The following is a 17,411-nucleotide window of genomic DNA, read 5'->3' as shown; positions in this document are numbered from 1 at the left end:
GTCCATTCCATGGGCACGCGCGACCGCAGAGACATTAGCGCCAGGAGCCAGAGCTTGCTCCAAAATCAAAGCCTTGTCCTCATCTGACCACGACTTCGGTTTCCGCCGCGTTCGCACCGGCTCCGCCGTCAGAATTTCGAACGTACGACCATGATTCATATCTTCACTCATAGGTTTCCCAGCATGATTCATGCTGAAAATGAGCGATTTCGCGTCTCGATGCTACGTGGGATGGCCTGTCCGCTTACGAACCGCGTTCTGCTTCCCGGGGCCGCGCGAGCGGTGGGGATGGAAGGGGACAACAGTCTTCGCGGGGACCCTGCTGCACGGAGCGCAGCGAAGGAAGCTGGGCGGAAGACCTGTTGGGGGGAGAAAGGGGCGAAGCCACTTGGCCCCCACTAAGTCAAGCAACTGCGCGGGAAGCGCGGCTTCTTTCTAATGCTGGGCGAAGGCGGCAAATAGGTTAATTGGCCCCAAAGACATTACAGCATTGTCCTGGGCTGCGAATGCCTGCGCCCTTAAAATATCCGCGTGCTCGATAACATCCTTCAGTCCGGCGCTATCGATTGAGAGAAAATCRAGAATTGCAACGAGGTGCCGAAGGCTTCTTTCTTGGTCCCGTTCGATGGGCACCATCCAGCTCAGCCATTTCCGTACCGAGATCCCACGAATGTGTTTTCGGAACGTGGCTAGTGTCACAGATTCAATTTTTAGCTCCCGCAACAATCGGTATTTGGCGGCGACGGTCGGCAGCGCCTCCACTCTATCGGCAAATGTTTCAAGCGCGTGTGCAACTGCCTCGGAGCGAAGGACCGCGTTAATTTCTGAAGTGGCCTGCTGGATCAGCGCGTCCCGACGCCGATAATCCTCTGCACGAATGATATCGACACCCCGTCCTGCTCGGACCACACAATATCCCTCACGGCATTCCGCACAGGTGAATTCGGCTTCCCAACCCTCATCGCGAATACCCCAGTCGGTATCGTCGTAGGTGACATCAATGCGCAATCGGCCTTGTCCGCAAAGGCAGGCAACATTCTTGACTTCCCTTCGCTCAAAGCTCACGCAGCCCCCTAGACGCTGGACTGAGACGGGTCGGTCAGGAACTCGTCACCATTGACATAAGCCCCCGGTGAAAACGGTCTCATCGACGTTTCCTCGGCCGCAAGCGTGTTCATGAAACCCGTAATAAAATGGCAGAACTCTGTATACGGCGGATGGTCAGCTCGGCTCTCGTAGCCGTACCATGACTTCGACGCGTAGTCGTGCACCCAGTACCCTTTTCCCAACACACAGATCGCCGTGCATGGAGACACCCCCTCGGTGTGCTTCATGTATCGCTGGACCTCTGAACCCTTTATATCTGAGCCAAAGGCCAGCAGCACGGTAGCTGGCAGACGTCCCCCTTGGATAGTGCCGTCTGGCTGCTTCTTCGGGAATGAAGTTAGTAGACTGACGGATCTGAACTTCTTGTTGGCGTCTTTGATTTCTGCTGCGGTCAGCTTTGTTTTAATCTCGAACACATAGCGCACGCATTCAACGGGATAGAGGCCCAGATCACGGTTGACGAGAATTGGGGGAGCGACTTTCCTGTGATAGACGACAAGGTCGATTTGATCCGAAATCGCACGGCGTGAATCGATCACCTTGCCGGTGCCACATTGGTAGCTTTGAGTTAGGAAGGGCTCCACGCAGTCTCGCGCTGCAATTTCCCGAATCTCGCCTTCAATTCCACGATGGCCGACTCCCGAAGCGAGGCTGTCAGCTTCCCGTTTCGCGGAGGCGATCTTGTTTGAGATATAGTCGAAATGTTTTGAGGGCATACACCCAACATACGCCGAGAGACTATAATTCTGTCAACTACCACCTCACGAACGGGGGAATACTGCTTTAGGCTGCGCTGTACGATCACGCCGCTGACCGCATCGGAGCGAGACATCTGTGAACAGTTCACTGTTGGCTTTCCACACAAGAGCCTCGTTGCGCCGTATACGGCAATGGTGATCGCCCTCAATCGTGCATATCACCGCATCGGAGGATCAGGAGGGCGGGAATCCACGCCCGCAGATGGTCACTCGACCGGAATAACCGAACGCCGCCGTAGGCATGAAGCTGATGGTGTACGGGCGGCTGGCGGGCAACGGGCCGAACCATAATGCTGGACCGGAGACCCTGAACTCCGGCGCGTCCATGACCGGAACACGCTGCTCGTCGCTGGCCGGAAGAGGCTGGCCCACCTCGTCAAGCGTGTGCATGGTGACGCTGACATAGCTGCCAGCGCGAAAACGACCGATGAACTCAACTGCATTGCCCTCATAGTGGAAACACCCGTCGGTCGGGGCCAGTTTGAACGCCTGGCGCACAATCGGCGATCGCCCTTCCTCCTGTGCGAAGGCGGGAACCGCCAGCAGACAGGCTCCCGCGAGCGCCATCGTCCCAAAATGACGGGCGCTCATTTGGGCTCCGAGAGAGCCACGAACTGGCCGGTGAACCCTTGTTTCGTCACGGTTGCCCTGACGGCTTTAGCTTCCGGCGCGGTGCAGCCGCAAAACACAACATCGGCCTGCTCGACTGAGCGCCAGTCCTTTTCCTGAATGCCCGCGATGTCGCCTGCCGAAAAGCTGTCGTAGAGAAAGGCGTCCTTGCCGCTTTTCCTGAGGGCCGAATAGACCTCGTCAGCCAGACCTTGGTCTCGCGGCGTCTTGTTGTGAATAAAATACGCCTTCTGGGCGGGGTATTTCGCCACGATGTCTGCGGCGTAGGCTTCCCACTTCCGCTGCCGGATGGCCCGGTCGGCTTCCTCGTTGGCGGCACTCTGGGTCGCCAGCAAGGCGACTGAGGCACATACCAATCCATATCGGGCAAGTCTGGCTATCATGGTCATGTCTCCGGGGTTAGTCGTGCCGGGAGATCGGCACGGGGTCATCGTTCAATGTCCGGCTGATATCGCTCACAGGCGGGTGAGCGCGGCGCGGAAGTCGCAGTTGTCGAGAGTGAACGCGGCGCGGCTGGTAAAGCGGTAGCCGCAGACCTGTGCCAGCAAGCTCATAGAGCCCGGTTCGATCCGCACGCGGGTCGCGTCCAGCCGCGACCATCGTCCCGTCTCAGTGGACTGGCTGGTGGTGATCACCATGGTGCCGTCACCCAAAAACTCAATCTTGGAACCGGCTGCGTCCCGGTACGCACCTTCGATCGGCGGCGCGGACACGCCCGGTACGAACAGGTAGCCGGTGCGGACGCCGTAGCCGGTCAGGACAACCGCGAGGATGGCCGCCCCAGCGATGATCCAGCTACGCCCAAAGCCGGTAGGCGCGGCCCTTGCAACGGGCGCGGTCTCCGTCGGAGCCGGGACCGCCGCAGTGAGGTTGCCCTTGCGAAACGAGCGGTAGGCGAGAAAGCCCAATACCGGCGTTGTGAAGATGGCGAGGCCAAGGTGGTTCAGGTTGAGCCTCATCATGTCCGAGAGGGGCATGAGGATGAAGGGAGCCACGACCATGGCGGTGACATAAAGAAGCGTTGAAAGTTTGAATGTGTTCGGCATGGAACCCCCAAAGACACATGGGCGGATTCCGGGCCGTGCTGACCTGCGGAATCCGCCGTCAGGGCCAAAGCCCCCGGCGCTTTCTGGGTAGCAAAAATCACGACTTTTGACGGGCGGCTCTCGGCTGCCGCCGCGGCAAATGCCGATAGAACAGAATCAAGTATTTAAAGAATTGCTGAACTATTAAACCTGTAACAGAATGTGAATCCACTCCTCTTGCAAAAGTCGTGATTTATGACGGTCTGCAATCAGGTGTTAATATGAATGAATACAAGGCTCTGAAGGCATGCCTTTGCCCGTCGATCCGGTCCAATTACTTGGCAGAATACCGTCATGATCTATGGATATGCCCGTGTTTCTACCAAAAAGCAGGATCTGGCGTATCAGCTCGACCGGCTGCAGAAGGCCGGGTGCGAGCGCATTATCCACGAAAAGAAGAGCGGCAAGGACACGCAAGGGCGACCGGAACTGCTGCGGCTCCTCGCAAGCCTGGAACCCGGTGATACGCTTCTCGCCACCGTCACGGATCGCGTGGCCAGGGATCCGCTCGATATGGTGCTGGTGATGCGCGAGGTGACCAGTGTCGGTGCGCGGCTGCGTCTCCTCGATGAGCCGTTCATCGATACGATCCATGATTTCGGCGATACCGCGGCGTATCTGCAGGCGTCGGGGGCTCGGTTCCAGCGGCTGCGGATTCTAGCGAATACGGCTATTGGTCGCGAACTGGCCAAGGCAAAAGGCATTAAGTTCGGGCGCAAACCGAAGCTGAGCCTGCACCAGAAAGCTCAGGTCATGGAGAGGAAGGCTAAAGGTGAGCCGTACTCGCAGATTGCACGGTCATATGGTGTTAGTGAGAGCACGATTTTACGAGTGCGCACCCGCGATCCGTAGCACGAGCGCCTAGCATTCGCATGTCTTATCAAGCAAAAGCCGCTCGGCGCTAACAACCGTGTCCTGTCGAATTTCATTTCAAATCAACACAGGCAGAGTGGTTGCTAATTTCTTTAAAATCAGAGTTGAAATTCTTTCGCAACAATATTGACTCCTGGTAGTAAGGCGTCAAAATGATAGTATTGTTCTAGGGAATGGGGGCATTCTTGGCAGTTACGCTTGACGGCTTGGAAGACGTATTTCGGGAAAAAATAGAAAATCTTTTAAAAGATCTACTGAATGTCGGGGTCGAAATGAGGCCCTGTACTTCTCTCAGGACGCCACAAGAGCAGGCCAAGTTATGGCGTCAGTCTCGCGCCCGTGAAGAGATTATTTCAGCCATAGCTAGACTGCAAAATGGCGGAGCTCCGTTTTTGGCTGAGCTTCTAAACGATGTAGGCCCTCAGCACGGGCCTCACGTTACCAATGCATTGCCGGGCCTGAGCTGGCATCAATGGGGTGAAAGCCTGGATTGCTTTTGGGCTGTTAATGGCTCTGCAGAGTGGTCGCCATCAAAGGTGATCGATGGCGTGAATGGCTATCAGCTATACGCGGCACGCGCTAACGACATGGGCCTGGATGCCGGCGGATTATGGCGAAGCCTGAAAGATTGGCCCCACTTACAGCTGAGGAAGGCCGGATCCCCTGTTCTCGCAGGTTTCAGTCTCTCTGACATCGATGCGATAATGAAATCCCGGTTTGGCGAAATAAATTAGAGAAGTGGAGAGCGAAATGCCGGGAAATACAGGTAATGTTCGGAAGAACATAATCACGGGTCAGATTAACATCAATAATCTTTTGGGATTTGCTTTTGGCGTTATATTTGTTGCTGTGATGCTGGTATTCGCCACTCAATACCCCAATCCAACACCGAGCCAACTTTTCACTTTTGTCGTGGTTCTTGCTCTGGCGGCAGCTGGAATCGGTGCGATTTTACCTGGTACTCTTGGTGTGGAGTGGAGCGGCCCGGGGGGAATGCCCGCCGTCCGCGCGGGCGGCGCAATCGCCTTATTTGCGCTTGTATTTTTATTTCGCCCCACCATCGAAGGAGCGACGGTAAAATTCGTTCCGCCGACCACATCGCCAGAGCCGGTCATTCAATCCTATCTTGCAGATACTGACGCTGGGAACATTAGCAAGGCTTGGTCAGAGCTCGACGATACGGCCAAGGGCCTCATTATAGGATCTGAAGCGGATTTGGAGAAAGTGTATAAGAGCTTTGTCGCTCCTCTCGGCGCGGTGCAGTGGCGGAGTGAGCCCAAGGGCACCGCCGGCGTTGAGTCACCACCGGGATATCCCGTCGGTCTGTATCGCGCGACCAATTATTATACAAAATTTGCCAACGACAATGGGAAGTGTCGCGTCGAGTCCGTGACCGTACGCGCCACGCAAGATCTGGTTTGGAAAGTTTTCAGTCATCAAATTTCCCCGACAACTATAGATTGTTAAGGACCCTCGGATGGATAGGCGCAAATTCCTCAAAGGCGGCTTGGCATGTGCAATCGGCGGGCAAGTCGGAGTGTTCGATGCCAAGGCCTACCAAAATTGCGTGCCCGCACCAAATTTCACAGGGCAATTATGCGAGGTCGGCGTGCCTCCCCCTGTGTTGGTGACTGCACTTGACATCCAGCAAGCGACCATGTGGTGCTGGGCCGCGTCGATCTCTATGATATTTAGCTACTATGGAGTTCCCGTTAGCCAACAGCGGATTGTAACAGAGGCTTTCGGTTCGCCCTACAACTTGCCAGCCAATGGAACTTTGATCTCCGCACAACTGAGCCGCATTTGGCTCGATGACAATGGGAACAGGTTTTCGGCCCATCTTGAGGGCGTTTATGATGCAGACGTCAACATGTTTGGCATCACGAATTCGATGATAGTAGCGGCACTTCGATCCGAGCAACCGCTGATCATGGGTAACGTTAGCCATGCAATGGTGTTGGTTTCCGCCGCCTACGTGCCTACGGCTCCGCAACCAACGGTCGTCAATGTTGGCTTGCTGGATCCGTTCCCTGGCATAGGTCGGCGTGGGCCGCAAAGCCCCGCGGAAATGACGCCTATGCATATGGGAGGTGCACTCCGGTATCTGGCATTGCCGAGAATTCAACGGCTATAGAAACACTCCTTGCCCGCAACTCGGACAAAGGCCAGGTGTTGAACTTATTTACAGAAGTTGCGGTGATGGCCGATTGAGGCTTTCCTGCAGAGGGCACGCTGATAAGCTGTTGAACTGGCAGCTTATCCGAGTAATTCGCGGACAATCTTCATTCTGTAGACTGTTGAGACGTGCGGGCGGAATTCAGCTTCGTTCTGATTATCGATTAGCCTGTCGATCACGAGGTCAACCATCCTCCGTCCAAACGGGCTCTTTAACGTTCCTCGACCAGTCGCTAAAAATCGATTGACCTCCTCCATGGACATGCAAAGTCGAAGACCTTCATCTTCAAGTGGCCGCTTGAGGCCATCCTCTCCAAGCTGCAAGATCTCTTTGAAGTATGTCGTATATTGCTGTGCATCGAGCTTAAGCTTAATAAATGCCACAGCATTGTGGCAGCAATAATTTTCAGCATACATTAATGAAAGTACCTTTTTAAATTCCACGGTATTTTCCAGTATATTTCGTCCTTCTGCTGTGTTTTGCTCAATGTAAGCAGCCGGAAAGACTTCTTCTAGAATGAGTCTGTTGACAAGATTGTCCAAATTCGCTGCAGATTCTCTAAAGAAATCGGAATTATCCAATTGCTCTTCACAGCCAAAAGAAATTGTACCTGCCTCGTAAGCAAGGCTCGACCTTCGCTGTAGACAAAGGAAAGTTTTCATGTCGTTGAAGGCGATGATGGCATGGACGCCAAAAGGGTTTGGAATTTTGTTGAGAAGCGGATCGGCATGCCCCATCTCGATGCGCTTTTGTGGGTCTTTTAATAACCCGCGATCAAGGTACTCTTTATACTCTAGGTGTTTGTAACTTTTGAAGTGTAGTTCCTTCAGATTTCCTCCCTCATCAAGGGTTCGGGGCCGGTAATCCGAGAGTTTATATTTCGTGAGGTCGCCTTTTCGGTCACCCAAATGAGACGACGCCCAATCAGTGGTGGATCCTGGTGTTCGTCTTATAAGGCATTCTTCGGGAGGAGTTCCGCCAGATTTTGTGCTCAGCAAATCTGAGAAGGAAAAAAATCTCTTGACCTCGATAATTTTTCCGACATGGCCTTTCAGCCCATACGTTTCATATGCGCCGGTGACCGGAGATTTTAAGAAATTGTTCGTTTCACCGTCGTTCATGTACTCAAAGATGATTTCGGAACCGAGATAATTTCGCCCGATAATATCATCACGCGTTAATCCTGCTTCGACGCCGAGGAACGAGTTGATCGCTTCAAAAGTGGCAATAGCAGGCTCGTACATCGCTTTGGGCGAAACCGCCAGTACCTCGGTTAAGCGTCCGTCTTCCATCTTGAATTTTAGACGTTTTCTCTCGGATTCGTCCCACAATTTATTCAGGATTTTTGTTCGACCACTTAACGCCGTTCCATCGTCAGCAACTCTGCATAGGGCATCCTTTAAAGTGCGCACAAGGTTCTGCCTGAGTGGTTCACTCTTTTTGATTTTCTTAAACTCCTCCCTCGTTATCCATTTCTTTTCAATATGTTCGATCATTTCGCAAACTCCTTAGCGAACCGCTCGTTTGCAGTGAGCCCAGAGAAGAATTTAGTCTCAAGCATATCCAGAAACCCGCCAAATCGGAGAGGCTTGGTTATGCTTGATCTAACTATATATATGGTGATTGCTTGGGCCTACGGTGCAAGCCATGGACGCAACCGGATATTTTACGCCTATGTTAGCGCAGTAATGATCAAACTTTTGGAAGCAATGATAATGCCGCCGACGGAGATTCCGTCGGCGGCATTGTGGATATTCACTTAATGTATTCCTGAAAGATCGCCATCATGGCTCTGACGGACCTTGTAGACAGGTAGACCAGATCGTCACCGCCGTTGATCGAGATGAGCAGCCGCTTTGGCCCATATTTTTCGGCCAACGCGATGAACTCCGGGTCACTCCTATCTTCCGGGTCAACCCAGTGATCATAGCCAAAGGAAATATAGCTTACCGGATCTCCGGATTCTTTATCGTCATGAGTGTCGAAGCATCGCAGGTGGAATCCTGTGATGCCACCATCTTCGGAAGAGCCTATAAAATCAAGGATTATACTCTCAGGAGTGCCTTTCATTCTAGTTCTCCGCCCCTGAGATACCCGAGGCGCGGTAGGGCAAAGCCCTTGCGCCCCAGCCCGTGGCCGGATTTGCAAACGATAAATGTTTCGTGGATTGATTTCCAGATTACAGTATTGGGCGCATTTCGGCGTTTTCAAGTGTTACTTTACAAAGGGGCGTTGCGGGCTCCCCCGCAGAAGGGGTGACGTAAAACCGTAGGGTTGCAGTTAGGGGAAGGCTTTCCCCTCCAGGTCTCTTCCAATCACCAATAAACAAAGTGCCGCCCGCACTTCCGCCGACGCGGCGTGCAGGTTCGGACAGCCCGCGGTCCAGATGGGCAGGCATCGGTGGGTGGCCCCAACAGGATCCACCGCCATCAGCGTTCCGCCAGTCTGTGCTCGGGAGACCGCCTTGGGCGGCGGCWCACGACTTGCGGGTTGCTGAAGGTGGATCAGGGTGCCACCTCACACCGAGTGTCCGTCGCAGCAGGCGGGCTTTCCGGCACAAAGCCCAAGGCGGAACGGGTCGGACATCCCATGTCCGACCGTGCGGGCGGCGGCGGGTCCGTCACTCGCCAATCGATTGGGGAGTGACGGACCCGCCAAATCCCAATCACTCCATTCCTTTGCACGGATGATCTCACACGACAGATGAATGATGCCCGTTCCGGACGGAACGAGGCGGCATCATTTTCAGCGACACGGCGCTGGCAATTAGCAGGCGTCCTCGTTCACAATCCCGCCAGATCAAGCCTAAAGCGAGATCCATCTTCCTCACCGTTTCCCAACCTAGAAAGGAGAGCAACATGTTTGCTCATTGCATTCGTGCGCCGCCGCGGCGGCGCGACCCCCGATGCCTATTGACCCTGGCATCGGACGCCCAACAGGGCACACCACATCGGCCAGCCACCCGGCTGGCTCAGGACGGCTTTTACCGTATGAAAGGAGACTAACAGCATTCCGGCCTCTGCCGCGGATGTCTTTTCGCGGGGTGACCTGATCCAAGGACAGGCATCGGCCATCAACACTTACCTTGAACAAAGGAGAAGAGTCTGATGGACGATCTCACCATGGACTTGGTCCGCCTGTGCAAGCGGAACCGCGACGGTTCCCATGGCACGCAAGCCAATCGCCAGCGCGGCCTGACCGCAATGGCCGCCGACCTTGAGGAGCTTGGCTACAAGCTGCCGGGGGCGGCATCCCTCAAACCCAAACATATTGAAGCCCTGGTCGAGAAATGGCTCGACGAGGACAAGACCGACGCCAGCGTGCGCAACCGCTTGACCTGGCTGCGCTGGTGGGCCGAGAAGATCGGCAAGCCCAATGTCATCCGCCGTGACAACGCCGCCTATGGCGTCGCGGAGCGCGGCGAGATCACCCGCAACCGCGCCCAGGCGCTCGACCACGCGAAATTCCAAAATATCGAAAGCCCCCATATAAAGGCGTCGATCCTGCTACAGGTCGCCTTCGGTCTGCGTCGCGAGGAAGCCTTGAAGTTTCGGCCCCATGCTGCCATGCGTGCCGACCATATTTCGTTGCAGGCGAGTTGGACGAAAGGCGGACGCGCCCGAACGATCGCGATTACGACGCTGGAGCAGCGCCACGCGTTGCAACACGTCGTCACCATCGTCAAAGGACAGGATTCCCTGATCCCGGCGGACCTGACCTACGTCGAACATCTCAAGCGCTACGAATACCAGACCAGCAAGGTGGGCCTGCGCAATACCCACGGCTTCCGCCATGCCTATGCGCAGCGGCGCTATGCCGTCCTGACCGGCAGGCCGTGCCCGCTCGCCGGCGGCAAGCGCTGGAACGAGATGGATGCGAAGGAACGCGAAGCCGACCGGGCCGCGCGGCGGCAGATCTCGGCCGAGCTCGGCCATGGCCGCCTAAAAATCACCGATACCTATCTGGGGAGTGCCTTCCAATGAAACGCGCCGAAGGCAATTTCCTGATGGCCGCCAACGTGCGGACCAAATACGCCAACACAATCTTCAAGCCGGAGACGGTGGCCACCGCCATCGACGAGGTGGCCTTCCAGGGGCATCGGCAGTACCGCATTGTGCAGGAACTGCCGTTCGATCTGTCGGATACCGAGGCCGCCAAGGCCTTGGAGGAATGGCTCGACCGTGAGCAATTCCGCTACATCTGGAGGCCGACCCTTCTGGAGCAGGAGATCAGCCGACCGTCGATCGTCAAGGAATACCCGGAACTGGAGATCTACTGGTGATCACCTTGGTTATCTTGACAGTGTTGGCGCTGCTGATCGCGGTGCAGGTCTTGCTGACCGCGGCGAGTATCGCCGTCAGGCTGTTATCCGCCATTCTGGGAGTGGCGTTGTTCGTCAACTTGGTGATCTGGCTGTTGGGCCGCTAGGAACGACGACGTTATCCTCCGATGAGGATAACGTCGTATTTCAATTCGGTGATGTCGCCGCCGAGGATCATATCCCGGCCAAGGCGCTCATAATCGATATAGGCGATAATATTGTCGGGAAGCTCGTAGCAGTCCGCGACCATCTCCGCCGCATAGTCGGCAGCGGTGCCGCGATAGATCGCGTAATCGTCCCATCCGTCGGCCAGGTCGCCGATGGCATAGCCGAGATCGGCCAGATGGCAGGCAATCAGGTAGCGGTCTTCTTCGCTGCCGAGAGCGTCGACTAGCTCGAACCAGTCGGCGAGACTGGCCTGGGACACCCGCAGGGCCCTGAACAGCTCGGCATGGTCGCCATCGATATACTGGAGTTCGAACTCCTCGACCGGCTGGCCGAAATCGTCGACAGCGGTGGCAGCTTTGGTCTGGTACTCCTCGAGATCGGCAAAGTAGAAGCCGGTTGCGCTGAGATTATAGGGCTGGGCGAAGTACATCGACTCCGCCCGGCCATGGAAGGCTCCCGCACTCATTCCTCGGTCTCCTGAGCCTTGATCTTACGGACGATGGTGCGGCCTTCGACCAGCGGAGAGTAGTTGATGACGAGATTGAGTCCGTCGCCTTTGCTGTGCTCCCAGCCGACCCCGATCTTGGTCCAGCGGGCCTTGTCTTTGTCGCCGACGACATGGAAGATTTCGTGGGTCGGAGCCTTGGGTGTAGTAGTGTTTGCCATTGGTGGTTTCCTCTTTCGTTGATCCGGCCACCCCATGCGGCCGGTCGCCGACACTCAGGCCTGATCGTCACGGGACACGCGCAATGGCCTTCTCGGGAGACCGCTTGCGGCGGAAGGTCCGTTGCGCGAGGCCCGGATCAGTCCAGTTTGGCGACCCATCCGGCCCGCGGGGACCGGCATCGGAAAGAGCGGGAAAACCCCGGCAAACCCTACCAAGGCTCACCACGATATCGGCTTCCAGCAGTCAGGAAGAGGTAACCGAGGGAGAAAGTCGGGAGGCTTGCCAGCAAGGGACGGACGTTCGTCACTCCATCCCGGTCGGAAGCGGGTATCTCCGCAGTGAGGCGAGGGGATGCCAGACATGGGCGGCCTGAGGGACCGGCAGCCGGTACTTTCCCACAGCCCCATAAAGAAGTAGGCAACCGCTGGGCGGAAATGATAGAGTGAAGCATGACCAAATCGACGAAAACAGGCCGTTCGGCCATCACCGGCAAGTTCCTGACTCAGCCGATCGGCGGCAAAAAGGCCGCGAAATTCGCCCAAGTCGAAGGTTTGAAGATGAATGCCGCCTCCAAGGCGTTGTCGCAGAAACTGAGCGCCAGCGGGCTCAAGGGGGATGCCTACCGCAGTGAGATCGTCAAAGCCTTCAAGAAAGGCTGACGGTGGTCCGTTATAATGCCGTCGAAGATCCGCTGTGCTATCCCGGCACCCACGTCCTGCGGAATAAAGCCGACATCGAGGATCAGGACCAACTGGATGAATTCGAGCAGTTGATGTTCGATTCCCGTGCCAACGAGGCGCTTCCGGATGGTGAACTGGATTTTGCCCATTATCGGGCACTGCATCACCATTTCTTCCAGGATGTCTACGACTGGGCCGGCGAACTACGCACTATCCGGACTGGCAAGGGCAACAACTGGTTCTGCTATCCGGAATATATTGAGAGTGAAGCGGAGAAGCTTTTTGGCGAACTCGCATCGCGCGGATACCTTGCCGGCGCTGCGGACAAGAACACGTTCGCGCAAGAAGCAGCCTGGTTCATCGCCGAGCTGAACGCCATCCATCCGTTCCGTGAAGGCAATGGCCGTATCCAGTTGGTGTTCCTCACCATGCTCGCCCGCAATGCTGGCTATGAGCTGAACGAGCGGAAGCTGCGGCCAAAGCCGTTTCTGGAAGCGATGATCGTCAGCTTCGGCGGCAATTTGGCTCCGCTCACCGTCGAGATCAGGCGAATGCTCTAAGAGCCTGGTTAATCGTTGCTCTCATCCGACTTTTGCCAAAGCACGCGTTTTTCCTGCCCTTCACCGATCACAATCTGCCACCTGCTGAAGGCTGCACGAAACTCACCGGTTGATGGTAGATCATCACAGAGCGTGGCTGAAGTTGATGCATCGAACGAGCGCTCGCCCTTGGCCCAAATGGTCAGTCGCGTGTCGATTCTGATAAGCGTGCCCAAGGGGATGGAGATTTGGTTCGGGTCGAAAACGCTCGTTTCGTCCACCTCAACACGGACATTCGGAATGATAAGACCTTTCCAGCTATCATTTCCTGCGCTCTCAAAATATTGAAAAGCATGGAGTCCTGAGAGAAAGATCGCAGCAGGTGCTTTGTTGATATGCGCGATCAGTACGGTGGCCTCGTATTGCGTGCGCGGCAAGATAAGGCTGAGCGGCTGGGCACTACCGAATGTGCCAACAGTGAACTCCTCAGGCGAAAGCATGCGATTTCCCCTATACTAGCGTTTGTCTTGAAGAGGCCGGATCAAAATTTCCCATAAGAGCTCGGCGCCGCCTTCCTGTGAAAGCTTCTGGCCTCGATCACGTCCGAACGACGCCATGCCCAGACTGGTCAAATAAAGAACCTGATCGTCGGCCTCGACATTCAGGGATTCATTCATGGAGTTGCTGGTGGTAGTTTCGCCCTGCGCATAATTGATGCCGTGCCCCCATGCACCACCGCCCATGAAGACAGTACCTCGCGCGACGTCCTTCCCATCCCGGTAGACGGTGGCAAAGAACCGGGTCGCATCCACGCGCCGAAAGACGCCCTCAATGCCGGGATTGCGTTCTCCTAGCTCTTTGAGAGAACCTTCAAAAAAGCGGGCGATGTACTCGAAGGTTTCGTCGCGAAAACGATCCTTATCTAGTTGTGTGAAGGTTTTCGCGAGCCGCAGGTTGCTCGAGCGTGGCGCCGGCGTTGCGACGGTTGAGACACTGGGGCGCTCCTCGGTAACAGCGGCTCGCACCGGCTGGGCAGCTTTTGTTGAGCGCTGGGCGGCGTCGCGTACCGCTTTCGCAACCTGCAGAAAAGCCTCGTCCATATCGGGCCACTGGGTCACAGGTTTGCCATCGCGTGGCACTGCCATCAACTTGCCGAACGGCGCATGATGCCAGTCGCACGCCCGCAGGATTACGGGGATGACGATGGCTTCCCCCTTGGCGTGCCGTTGCATGGCACGTTGCATTTCAATGTCGTAGCAATAGTCGGAGGCGATGAAATCGGCGCTGACAAGCAAAAGAATGATGTCGTCTCGATTGATGTGATCATCAATCGCGCCGTCCAATTCTTGGCCCGCACCGATCCGCCGGTCGTGCCAGGTCTCGATGACACCTTGCCGTCTCAGCATGGCCAACTGCTTTTCCAGCTGATCCCTGAGACCTTCGTCGGCGTGTGAATATGAAAAGAAGACGCTAGGCATATTTCCTCCCGTGGAGAGGAAATATGGGACGCTTCGGAAATGCGGACAAGGTAATACTTCAATTATACTGGGGATAAAGGTTGATGTCTCCGGTTCCGGAATTCATCAAAACAGGACGTTTGCGGTGTTCACCGCGTCACGCAAGAGGCTCGCGTGTCAACGCGTGGCCTGCCTGTAAATGGATCGCGGTCGGTTCCGACTTTGCGATCAGGGTATTTCAGCAACCTATGAAAGACTATGATCCTATTGCAATTCTAACGTGGGTTGCTACTCTCGCCCCAGTTGGGCCGGGGCGACACAATGACCAACAAATACGACCCGTTGGGCGATCTGGAACGAAATTCGATCTCAACCCTGAAAGTATTGGGCTGGGCGCTAAAGTCATTCCGCTATGGCAAAGGGCGCACGGCGCGGAAGCAGGTCGAGATCTTGTACGGGCCGGAAGTCGCGGATGCGGTGGAAGCCGCTATCCGGGAAGGTCGCGACCCCGGGCCGATCATCGAACGTGCCAAACGTGACCTCGAGGCCCGTCAGGAGCGCGAACACCAGCTTACCAACCCGCCACCACTCTACGGTTCGGCTCGGTGGCCCAACTCGACGGATCTTCGAGCGTACCTGCGGGACAAGGATGCCTTCCATAATCCGCGTTCGATCCTGTTGGGCGCGTTCAACGATGAAGGTCAAACCACGCCCGCCGGCTTTGTCCATTGGGACGGTGACGGCCACCTGTTGACGATCGCGCCGACGCGCTCGGGCAAGGGGAAGACGGCCATCATTCCAAACCTGTTGCGCTACAAGGGCAGCTGTGTCGTTCTCGATCCCAAGGGGGAGCTGTTTGAAGTCACCTCGAAGTGGCGCAGCTCTATCGGCTCAGTTTATCGCATCGCGCCGCTGGACGGCGGGTCCGGCAAGCCTGTCCATCGTTTCGATCCGCTCAGCCGCGTTCGCCGTGAGGCCGATGCCCGCTCGATCGCCCAGCAGATGTTCCCCCGTGATCCAAGGTCGTCGTCGTTCTTCTCCGAGGATGCTGTCGGCTTCGTGACCGCCATAATCATGTATGTTCGCCACAAGGCTCCGCCCGATCGCCGAACGCTAGCAACCGTCTGCCAACTCGCCTCCCTCAAGGGCCAGAAACTCCTCAATCTCGCCAAGCAAATGGAGGCGTATCGGCCGTCCGCGGACGGCGCGCGTTCCGTCCTTGAGAAAGACGCGCAGCGCGGGCCGAAAGTCTTGCAGGACACGTTGACCAGCAAGCTCTACGAATGGAAGGACCCGGATATCCAGCACAGCATCCGGGGAAGCGACTTCAGCTTCGAAAGCCTCAAAGATGGCCCCGCTACCGTCTATATCGAGATTCCCTTCGACATGATGAAGACGTTTGCAGGGTGGCTCCGCGTCGTGCTGAAAGCAGCGCTTGATGCCATGCTGGCCAACCCGCGCATTCCCGACATCCCGGTCCTCTTCGTGCTCGACGAATTCCTGAACATTGGGCCATTTCCCGAATACCGGGACGCGATCAACACCCACGCTGGCGCTGGGGTTCGCCTCTGGTTCTTCCTGCAAAACCTGTACGCCATCCAGGAACACTATCCGGGTGCCAGCTGGCAGCCCTTCCTGAATTGCGCCGTCAAGCAGTTTTTCGGGATCAATGATGACGAGACCGCGAAGCTGATCGGCGGTTATCTCGGCCACGCAACCCATGCCTACCGAACGACCACCTCCACCACAAACGTCGCATCGCATCTCGGCGGCTGGCAGGGAGAGGCGTCTGCGAATACCAACTTCTCGATGACGGAAGGTATCCAGTTCCTTGGTCGCCCGCTGCTGACAAGCGACGAGGTTCGGGAGTTGCTGGGCGGATGGCAGGGTGATGGCTGGCGCTACGGTATTACGGATATCGCTGGCATGCGGCCGTTCAAAACGCTGCTCTCCGTGCATGAGAAAAGCAAAATCTGCCGACCGCGTATCGGGATGGTATCACAGGGGATCAATCGTGACCGACATCAAAGTCAATTACCGGAGACTTCAAAATAGCAGTGTGCCGACGTGGCTGGGGCTTGTGATCGGCAGTTGGTTCGGACTGGCGTGGGCTGGCCTGCTGTCTGCTCCGGCGGGAATCGGTTTCGGCATAACGGCAGCGACGGCGGTCGGCGGGTTTATAGCCGTGCCGCTCTGGGGAACGGTTTGGGGGCTTATCGGGCTCGGTAAGCAACGCCAGTCCGCACTTCGCCGGCACGGCATCACCCTGCTGGAGGCCGACGATCCGCTCGCCCAGCGGGTCTACGTTCTTGCCGCCCAGCTCGGTCTGAAAACGCGCCCATGGGTGGGTGTGATGCCGCACAACAACGCCTATGCCATCGGCTCCGGCCCTGACAGCGCCCTTGTTGTGATCGGGCAGCCGCTGATCGACACGCTTGATGACGCCGAAGTGGATGCCATCATTGGCCACGAGCTTGGCCACATTGCCAACAACGATATGCGTCGGATGGGCCTGGCACGTTCGTTCCAGAATTCGCTGGTCTGGTATCTCGGCTTTTCCAATACCCTTCAGCGGTGGGCGAGATGGCTTCTGACCTGGCTCTCCGAGTTCCTCATCCTGAGCCTTTCGCGCGAACGGGAATTTTGGGCCGACGCCATCGGCGCAGCCCTTACCAGCAAGGAGCATATGATTGCGGTGCTGGAAAAACTCCACAACAGCCCGCCATTGGGCGCATTCGAACGCGAACATGCACGGCTCATGTTCCGCGGGATTCCGGGCTTGCTATTTTCGACGCATCCGACCCTGCGCGAGCGCCGGGCGGCGCTGAATTCCGAGCGTTACCTGAAGCGCATTCCCATCAGACGGCAACAAGAAAGCTTGCCTTTGGAGCCCGCGGTTGCCCTGCCGAACGTGGAAGATATTGCCTACGCGAAGCGCTGAACGGATAGG

Annotated in this window: 23 protein-coding genes; 11 read left to right on the top strand and 12 right to left on the bottom strand. The window is 56.4% G+C overall.

Going from position 1 to position 17,411, the window contains the following annotated elements:
- The 6 genes from QD461_RS15035 to QD461_RS15010 all read right to left on the bottom strand — a co-directional run.
- On the bottom strand, positions 1–159 hold a 159-nt coding region (locus tag QD461_RS15035; protein WP_414088461.1), incomplete at its 3' end, for a transposase.
- A 276-nt stretch (positions 160–435) separates the two neighbouring features.
- Positions 436–1,008, bottom strand: a complete 573-nt coding sequence (locus QD461_RS15030; RefSeq protein WP_414088458.1) for a hypothetical protein — start codon at positions 1,006–1,008, stop codon at positions 436–438.
- Positions 1,009–1,073: 65 nt separating this feature from the next.
- The gene (locus tag QD461_RS15025) at positions 1,074–1,823 is read right to left on the bottom strand and encodes a DUF6602 domain-containing protein (RefSeq protein ID WP_414088457.1); all 750 of its coding nucleotides are present in this window, start codon (positions 1,821–1,823) and stop codon (positions 1,074–1,076) included.
- Positions 1,824–2,039: 216 nt separating this feature from the next.
- Positions 2,040–2,456 (bottom strand): hypothetical protein, encoded by a 417-nt coding sequence (locus QD461_RS15020; protein WP_414088456.1) that lies wholly within the window; start codon positions 2,454–2,456, stop codon positions 2,040–2,042.
- Positions 2,453–2,884 carry a hypothetical protein gene (locus tag QD461_RS15015; protein WP_414088455.1) on the bottom strand — a complete coding sequence of 144 codons (432 nt, stop codon included), beginning with the start codon at positions 2,882–2,884 and terminating at the stop codon, positions 2,453–2,455. The genes QD461_RS15020 and QD461_RS15015 overlap by 4 nt, the downstream gene beginning before the upstream one ends.
- A 66-nt stretch (positions 2,885–2,950) precedes the next feature.
- A complete protein-coding gene (locus QD461_RS15010; RefSeq protein ID WP_414088454.1) occupies positions 2,951–3,541 on the bottom strand; it encodes a hypothetical protein in 591 nt (196 codons plus the stop codon).
- 333 nt (positions 3,542–3,874) lie between these two features.
- Between QD461_RS15010 and QD461_RS15005 the strand changes: the two genes are divergently transcribed.
- The 4 genes from QD461_RS15005 (at position 3,875) to QD461_RS14990 (ending at position 6,587) form a co-directional block, all read left to right on the top strand.
- Entirely contained in the window at positions 3,875–4,432 is a 558-nt protein-coding gene (locus QD461_RS15005) for a recombinase family protein (protein WP_414088453.1), read from the top strand.
- A gap of 206 nt (positions 4,433–4,638) precedes the next feature.
- Entirely contained in the window at positions 4,639–5,187 is a 549-nt protein-coding gene (locus tag QD461_RS15000; protein ID WP_414088452.1) for a M15 family metallopeptidase, read from the top strand.
- Positions 5,188–5,203: 16 nt separating this feature from the next.
- Entirely contained in the window at positions 5,204–5,920 is a 717-nt protein-coding gene (locus QD461_RS14995) for a DUF4019 domain-containing protein (RefSeq protein ID WP_414088451.1), read from the top strand.
- A 10-nt stretch (positions 5,921–5,930) separates the two neighbouring features.
- Positions 5,931–6,587, top strand: a complete 657-nt coding sequence (locus QD461_RS14990) for a papain-like cysteine protease family protein (RefSeq protein WP_414088450.1) — start codon at positions 5,931–5,933, stop codon at positions 6,585–6,587.
- 122 nt (positions 6,588–6,709) lie between these two features.
- Here the strand turns inward: QD461_RS14990 and QD461_RS14985 are convergent, their stop codons facing one another.
- Both QD461_RS14985 and QD461_RS14980 read right to left on the bottom strand, forming a co-directional pair.
- Positions 6,710–8,125, bottom strand: coding sequence for a hypothetical protein (locus QD461_RS14985; RefSeq protein ID WP_414088449.1), 1,416 nt, complete (start codon positions 8,123–8,125; stop codon positions 6,710–6,712).
- A gap of 259 nt (positions 8,126–8,384) precedes the next feature.
- On the bottom strand, positions 8,385–8,699 hold the full coding sequence (locus tag QD461_RS14980) for a hypothetical protein (protein WP_414088448.1): 315 nt from the start codon (positions 8,697–8,699) through the stop codon (positions 8,385–8,387).
- Between the two features lie 1,037 nt (positions 8,700–9,736).
- Here QD461_RS14980 and QD461_RS14975 point away from each other — a divergent pair.
- From QD461_RS14975 to QD461_RS14965, 3 genes are read left to right on the top strand one after another with little or no spacing between them, the layout of a single operon-like run.
- Positions 9,737–10,612 carry a phage integrase N-terminal domain-containing protein gene (locus QD461_RS14975; RefSeq protein ID WP_414088447.1) on the top strand — a complete coding sequence of 292 codons (876 nt, stop codon included), beginning with the start codon at positions 9,737–9,739 and terminating at the stop codon, positions 10,610–10,612.
- Positions 10,609–10,911 (top strand): hypothetical protein, encoded by a 303-nt coding sequence (locus QD461_RS14970; RefSeq protein WP_414088446.1) that lies wholly within the window; start codon positions 10,609–10,611, stop codon positions 10,909–10,911. The genes QD461_RS14975 and QD461_RS14970 overlap by 4 nt, the downstream gene beginning before the upstream one ends.
- Complete coding sequence (locus QD461_RS14965; protein WP_414088445.1) at positions 10,908–11,057, top strand: hypothetical protein; 150 nt, start codon at positions 10,908–10,910, stop codon at positions 11,055–11,057. The genes QD461_RS14970 and QD461_RS14965 overlap by 4 nt, the downstream gene beginning before the upstream one ends.
- A gap of 11 nt (positions 11,058–11,068) precedes the next feature.
- Here QD461_RS14965 and QD461_RS14960 read toward each other — a convergent pair whose 3' ends face one another.
- Both QD461_RS14960 and QD461_RS14955 read right to left on the bottom strand, forming a co-directional pair.
- Positions 11,069–11,584 (bottom strand): antirestriction protein ArdA, encoded by a 516-nt coding sequence (locus tag QD461_RS14960; RefSeq protein WP_414088444.1) that lies wholly within the window; start codon positions 11,582–11,584, stop codon positions 11,069–11,071.
- Positions 11,581–11,784 (bottom strand): hypothetical protein, encoded by a 204-nt coding sequence (locus QD461_RS14955; RefSeq protein ID WP_414088443.1) that lies wholly within the window; start codon positions 11,782–11,784, stop codon positions 11,581–11,583. The genes QD461_RS14960 and QD461_RS14955 overlap by 4 nt, the downstream gene beginning before the upstream one ends.
- 450 nt (positions 11,785–12,234) lie before the next feature.
- On the opposite strand from QD461_RS14955, the gene QD461_RS14950 reads away from it, so the two are divergent.
- Positions 12,235–12,444: a hypothetical protein gene (locus tag QD461_RS14950; RefSeq protein WP_414088442.1), complete on the top strand. Its 210-nt coding sequence runs from the start codon at positions 12,235–12,237 to the stop codon at positions 12,442–12,444.
- A gap of 2 nt (positions 12,445–12,446) precedes the next feature.
- Positions 12,447–13,025: a Fic/DOC family protein gene (locus tag QD461_RS14945; protein ID WP_414088441.1), complete on the top strand. Its 579-nt coding sequence runs from the start codon at positions 12,447–12,449 to the stop codon at positions 13,023–13,025.
- A gap of 8 nt (positions 13,026–13,033) precedes the next feature.
- Here QD461_RS14945 and QD461_RS14940 read toward each other — a convergent pair whose 3' ends face one another.
- Together QD461_RS14940 and QD461_RS14935 are read right to left on the bottom strand one after the other, a co-directional pair.
- A complete protein-coding gene (locus tag QD461_RS14940; RefSeq protein ID WP_414088440.1) occupies positions 13,034–13,504 on the bottom strand; it encodes a hypothetical protein in 471 nt (156 codons plus the stop codon).
- A gap of 15 nt (positions 13,505–13,519) precedes the next feature.
- A complete protein-coding gene (locus tag QD461_RS14935) occupies positions 13,520–14,482 on the bottom strand; it encodes a toll/interleukin-1 receptor domain-containing protein (protein ID WP_414088439.1) in 963 nt (320 codons plus the stop codon).
- A gap of 321 nt (positions 14,483–14,803) precedes the next feature.
- On the opposite strand from QD461_RS14935, the gene QD461_RS14930 reads away from it, so the two are divergent.
- Together QD461_RS14930 and QD461_RS14925 are read left to right on the top strand one after the other, a co-directional pair.
- Positions 14,804–16,516 (top strand): type IV secretory system conjugative DNA transfer family protein, encoded by a 1,713-nt coding sequence (locus QD461_RS14930; protein ID WP_414088438.1) that lies wholly within the window; start codon positions 14,804–14,806, stop codon positions 16,514–16,516.
- Positions 16,476–17,402 carry a M48 family metalloprotease gene (locus QD461_RS14925; protein WP_414088437.1) on the top strand — a complete coding sequence of 309 codons (927 nt, stop codon included), beginning with the start codon at positions 16,476–16,478 and terminating at the stop codon, positions 17,400–17,402. Before QD461_RS14930 ends, QD461_RS14925 begins: the two co-directional genes overlap by 41 nt.
- Positions 17,403–17,411 lie beyond the last annotated feature (9 nt).

The organism is Rhizobium sp. BR 314 (assembly GCF_047445805.1).
Classification (GTDB): Bacteria; Pseudomonadota; Alphaproteobacteria; order Rhizobiales; family Rhizobiaceae; genus Rhizobium; species Rhizobium lusitanum_B.
This window is presented reverse-complemented; position numbering and strand designations above follow the sequence as displayed.

Coding starts and splice junctions, on each gene's coding strand:
- QD461_RS15025 (WP_414088457.1), bottom strand. CDS start 1,823: ATGCCCTCAAAACATTTCGACTATATCTCAAACAAGATCGCCTCCGCG.
- QD461_RS15020 (WP_414088456.1), bottom strand. CDS start 2,456: ATGAGCGCCCGTCATTTTGGGACGATGGCGCTCGCGGGAGCCTGTCTG.
- QD461_RS15015 (WP_414088455.1), bottom strand. CDS start 2,884: ATGACCATGATAGCCAGACTTGCCCGATATGGATTGGTATGTGCCTCA.
- QD461_RS15010 (WP_414088454.1), bottom strand. CDS start 3,541: ATGCCGAACACATTCAAACTTTCAACGCTTCTTTATGTCACCGCCATG.
- QD461_RS15005 (WP_414088453.1), top strand. CDS start 3,875: ATGATCTATGGATATGCCCGTGTTTCTACCAAAAAGCAGGATCTGGCG.
- QD461_RS14995 (WP_414088451.1), top strand. CDS start 5,204: ATGCCGGGAAATACAGGTAATGTTCGGAAGAACATAATCACGGGTCAG.
- QD461_RS14990 (WP_414088450.1), top strand. CDS start 5,931: ATGGATAGGCGCAAATTCCTCAAAGGCGGCTTGGCATGTGCAATCGGC.
- QD461_RS14985 (WP_414088449.1), bottom strand. CDS start 8,125: ATGATCGAACATATTGAAAAGAAATGGATAACGAGGGAGGAGTTTAAG.
- QD461_RS14980 (WP_414088448.1), bottom strand. CDS start 8,699: ATGAAAGGCACTCCTGAGAGTATAATCCTTGATTTTATAGGCTCTTCC.
- QD461_RS14975 (WP_414088447.1), top strand. CDS start 9,737: ATGGACGATCTCACCATGGACTTGGTCCGCCTGTGCAAGCGGAACCGC.
- QD461_RS14970 (WP_414088446.1), top strand. CDS start 10,609: ATGAAACGCGCCGAAGGCAATTTCCTGATGGCCGCCAACGTGCGGACC.
- QD461_RS14960 (WP_414088444.1), bottom strand. CDS start 11,584: ATGAGTGCGGGAGCCTTCCATGGCCGGGCGGAGTCGATGTACTTCGCC.
- QD461_RS14955 (WP_414088443.1), bottom strand. CDS start 11,784: ATGGCAAACACTACTACACCCAAGGCTCCGACCCACGAAATCTTCCAT.
- QD461_RS14950 (WP_414088442.1), top strand. CDS start 12,235: ATGACCAAATCGACGAAAACAGGCCGTTCGGCCATCACCGGCAAGTTC.
- QD461_RS14940 (WP_414088440.1), bottom strand. CDS start 13,504: ATGCTTTCGCCTGAGGAGTTCACTGTTGGCACATTCGGTAGTGCCCAG.
- QD461_RS14935 (WP_414088439.1), bottom strand. CDS start 14,482: ATGCCTAGCGTCTTCTTTTCATATTCACACGCCGACGAAGGTCTCAGG.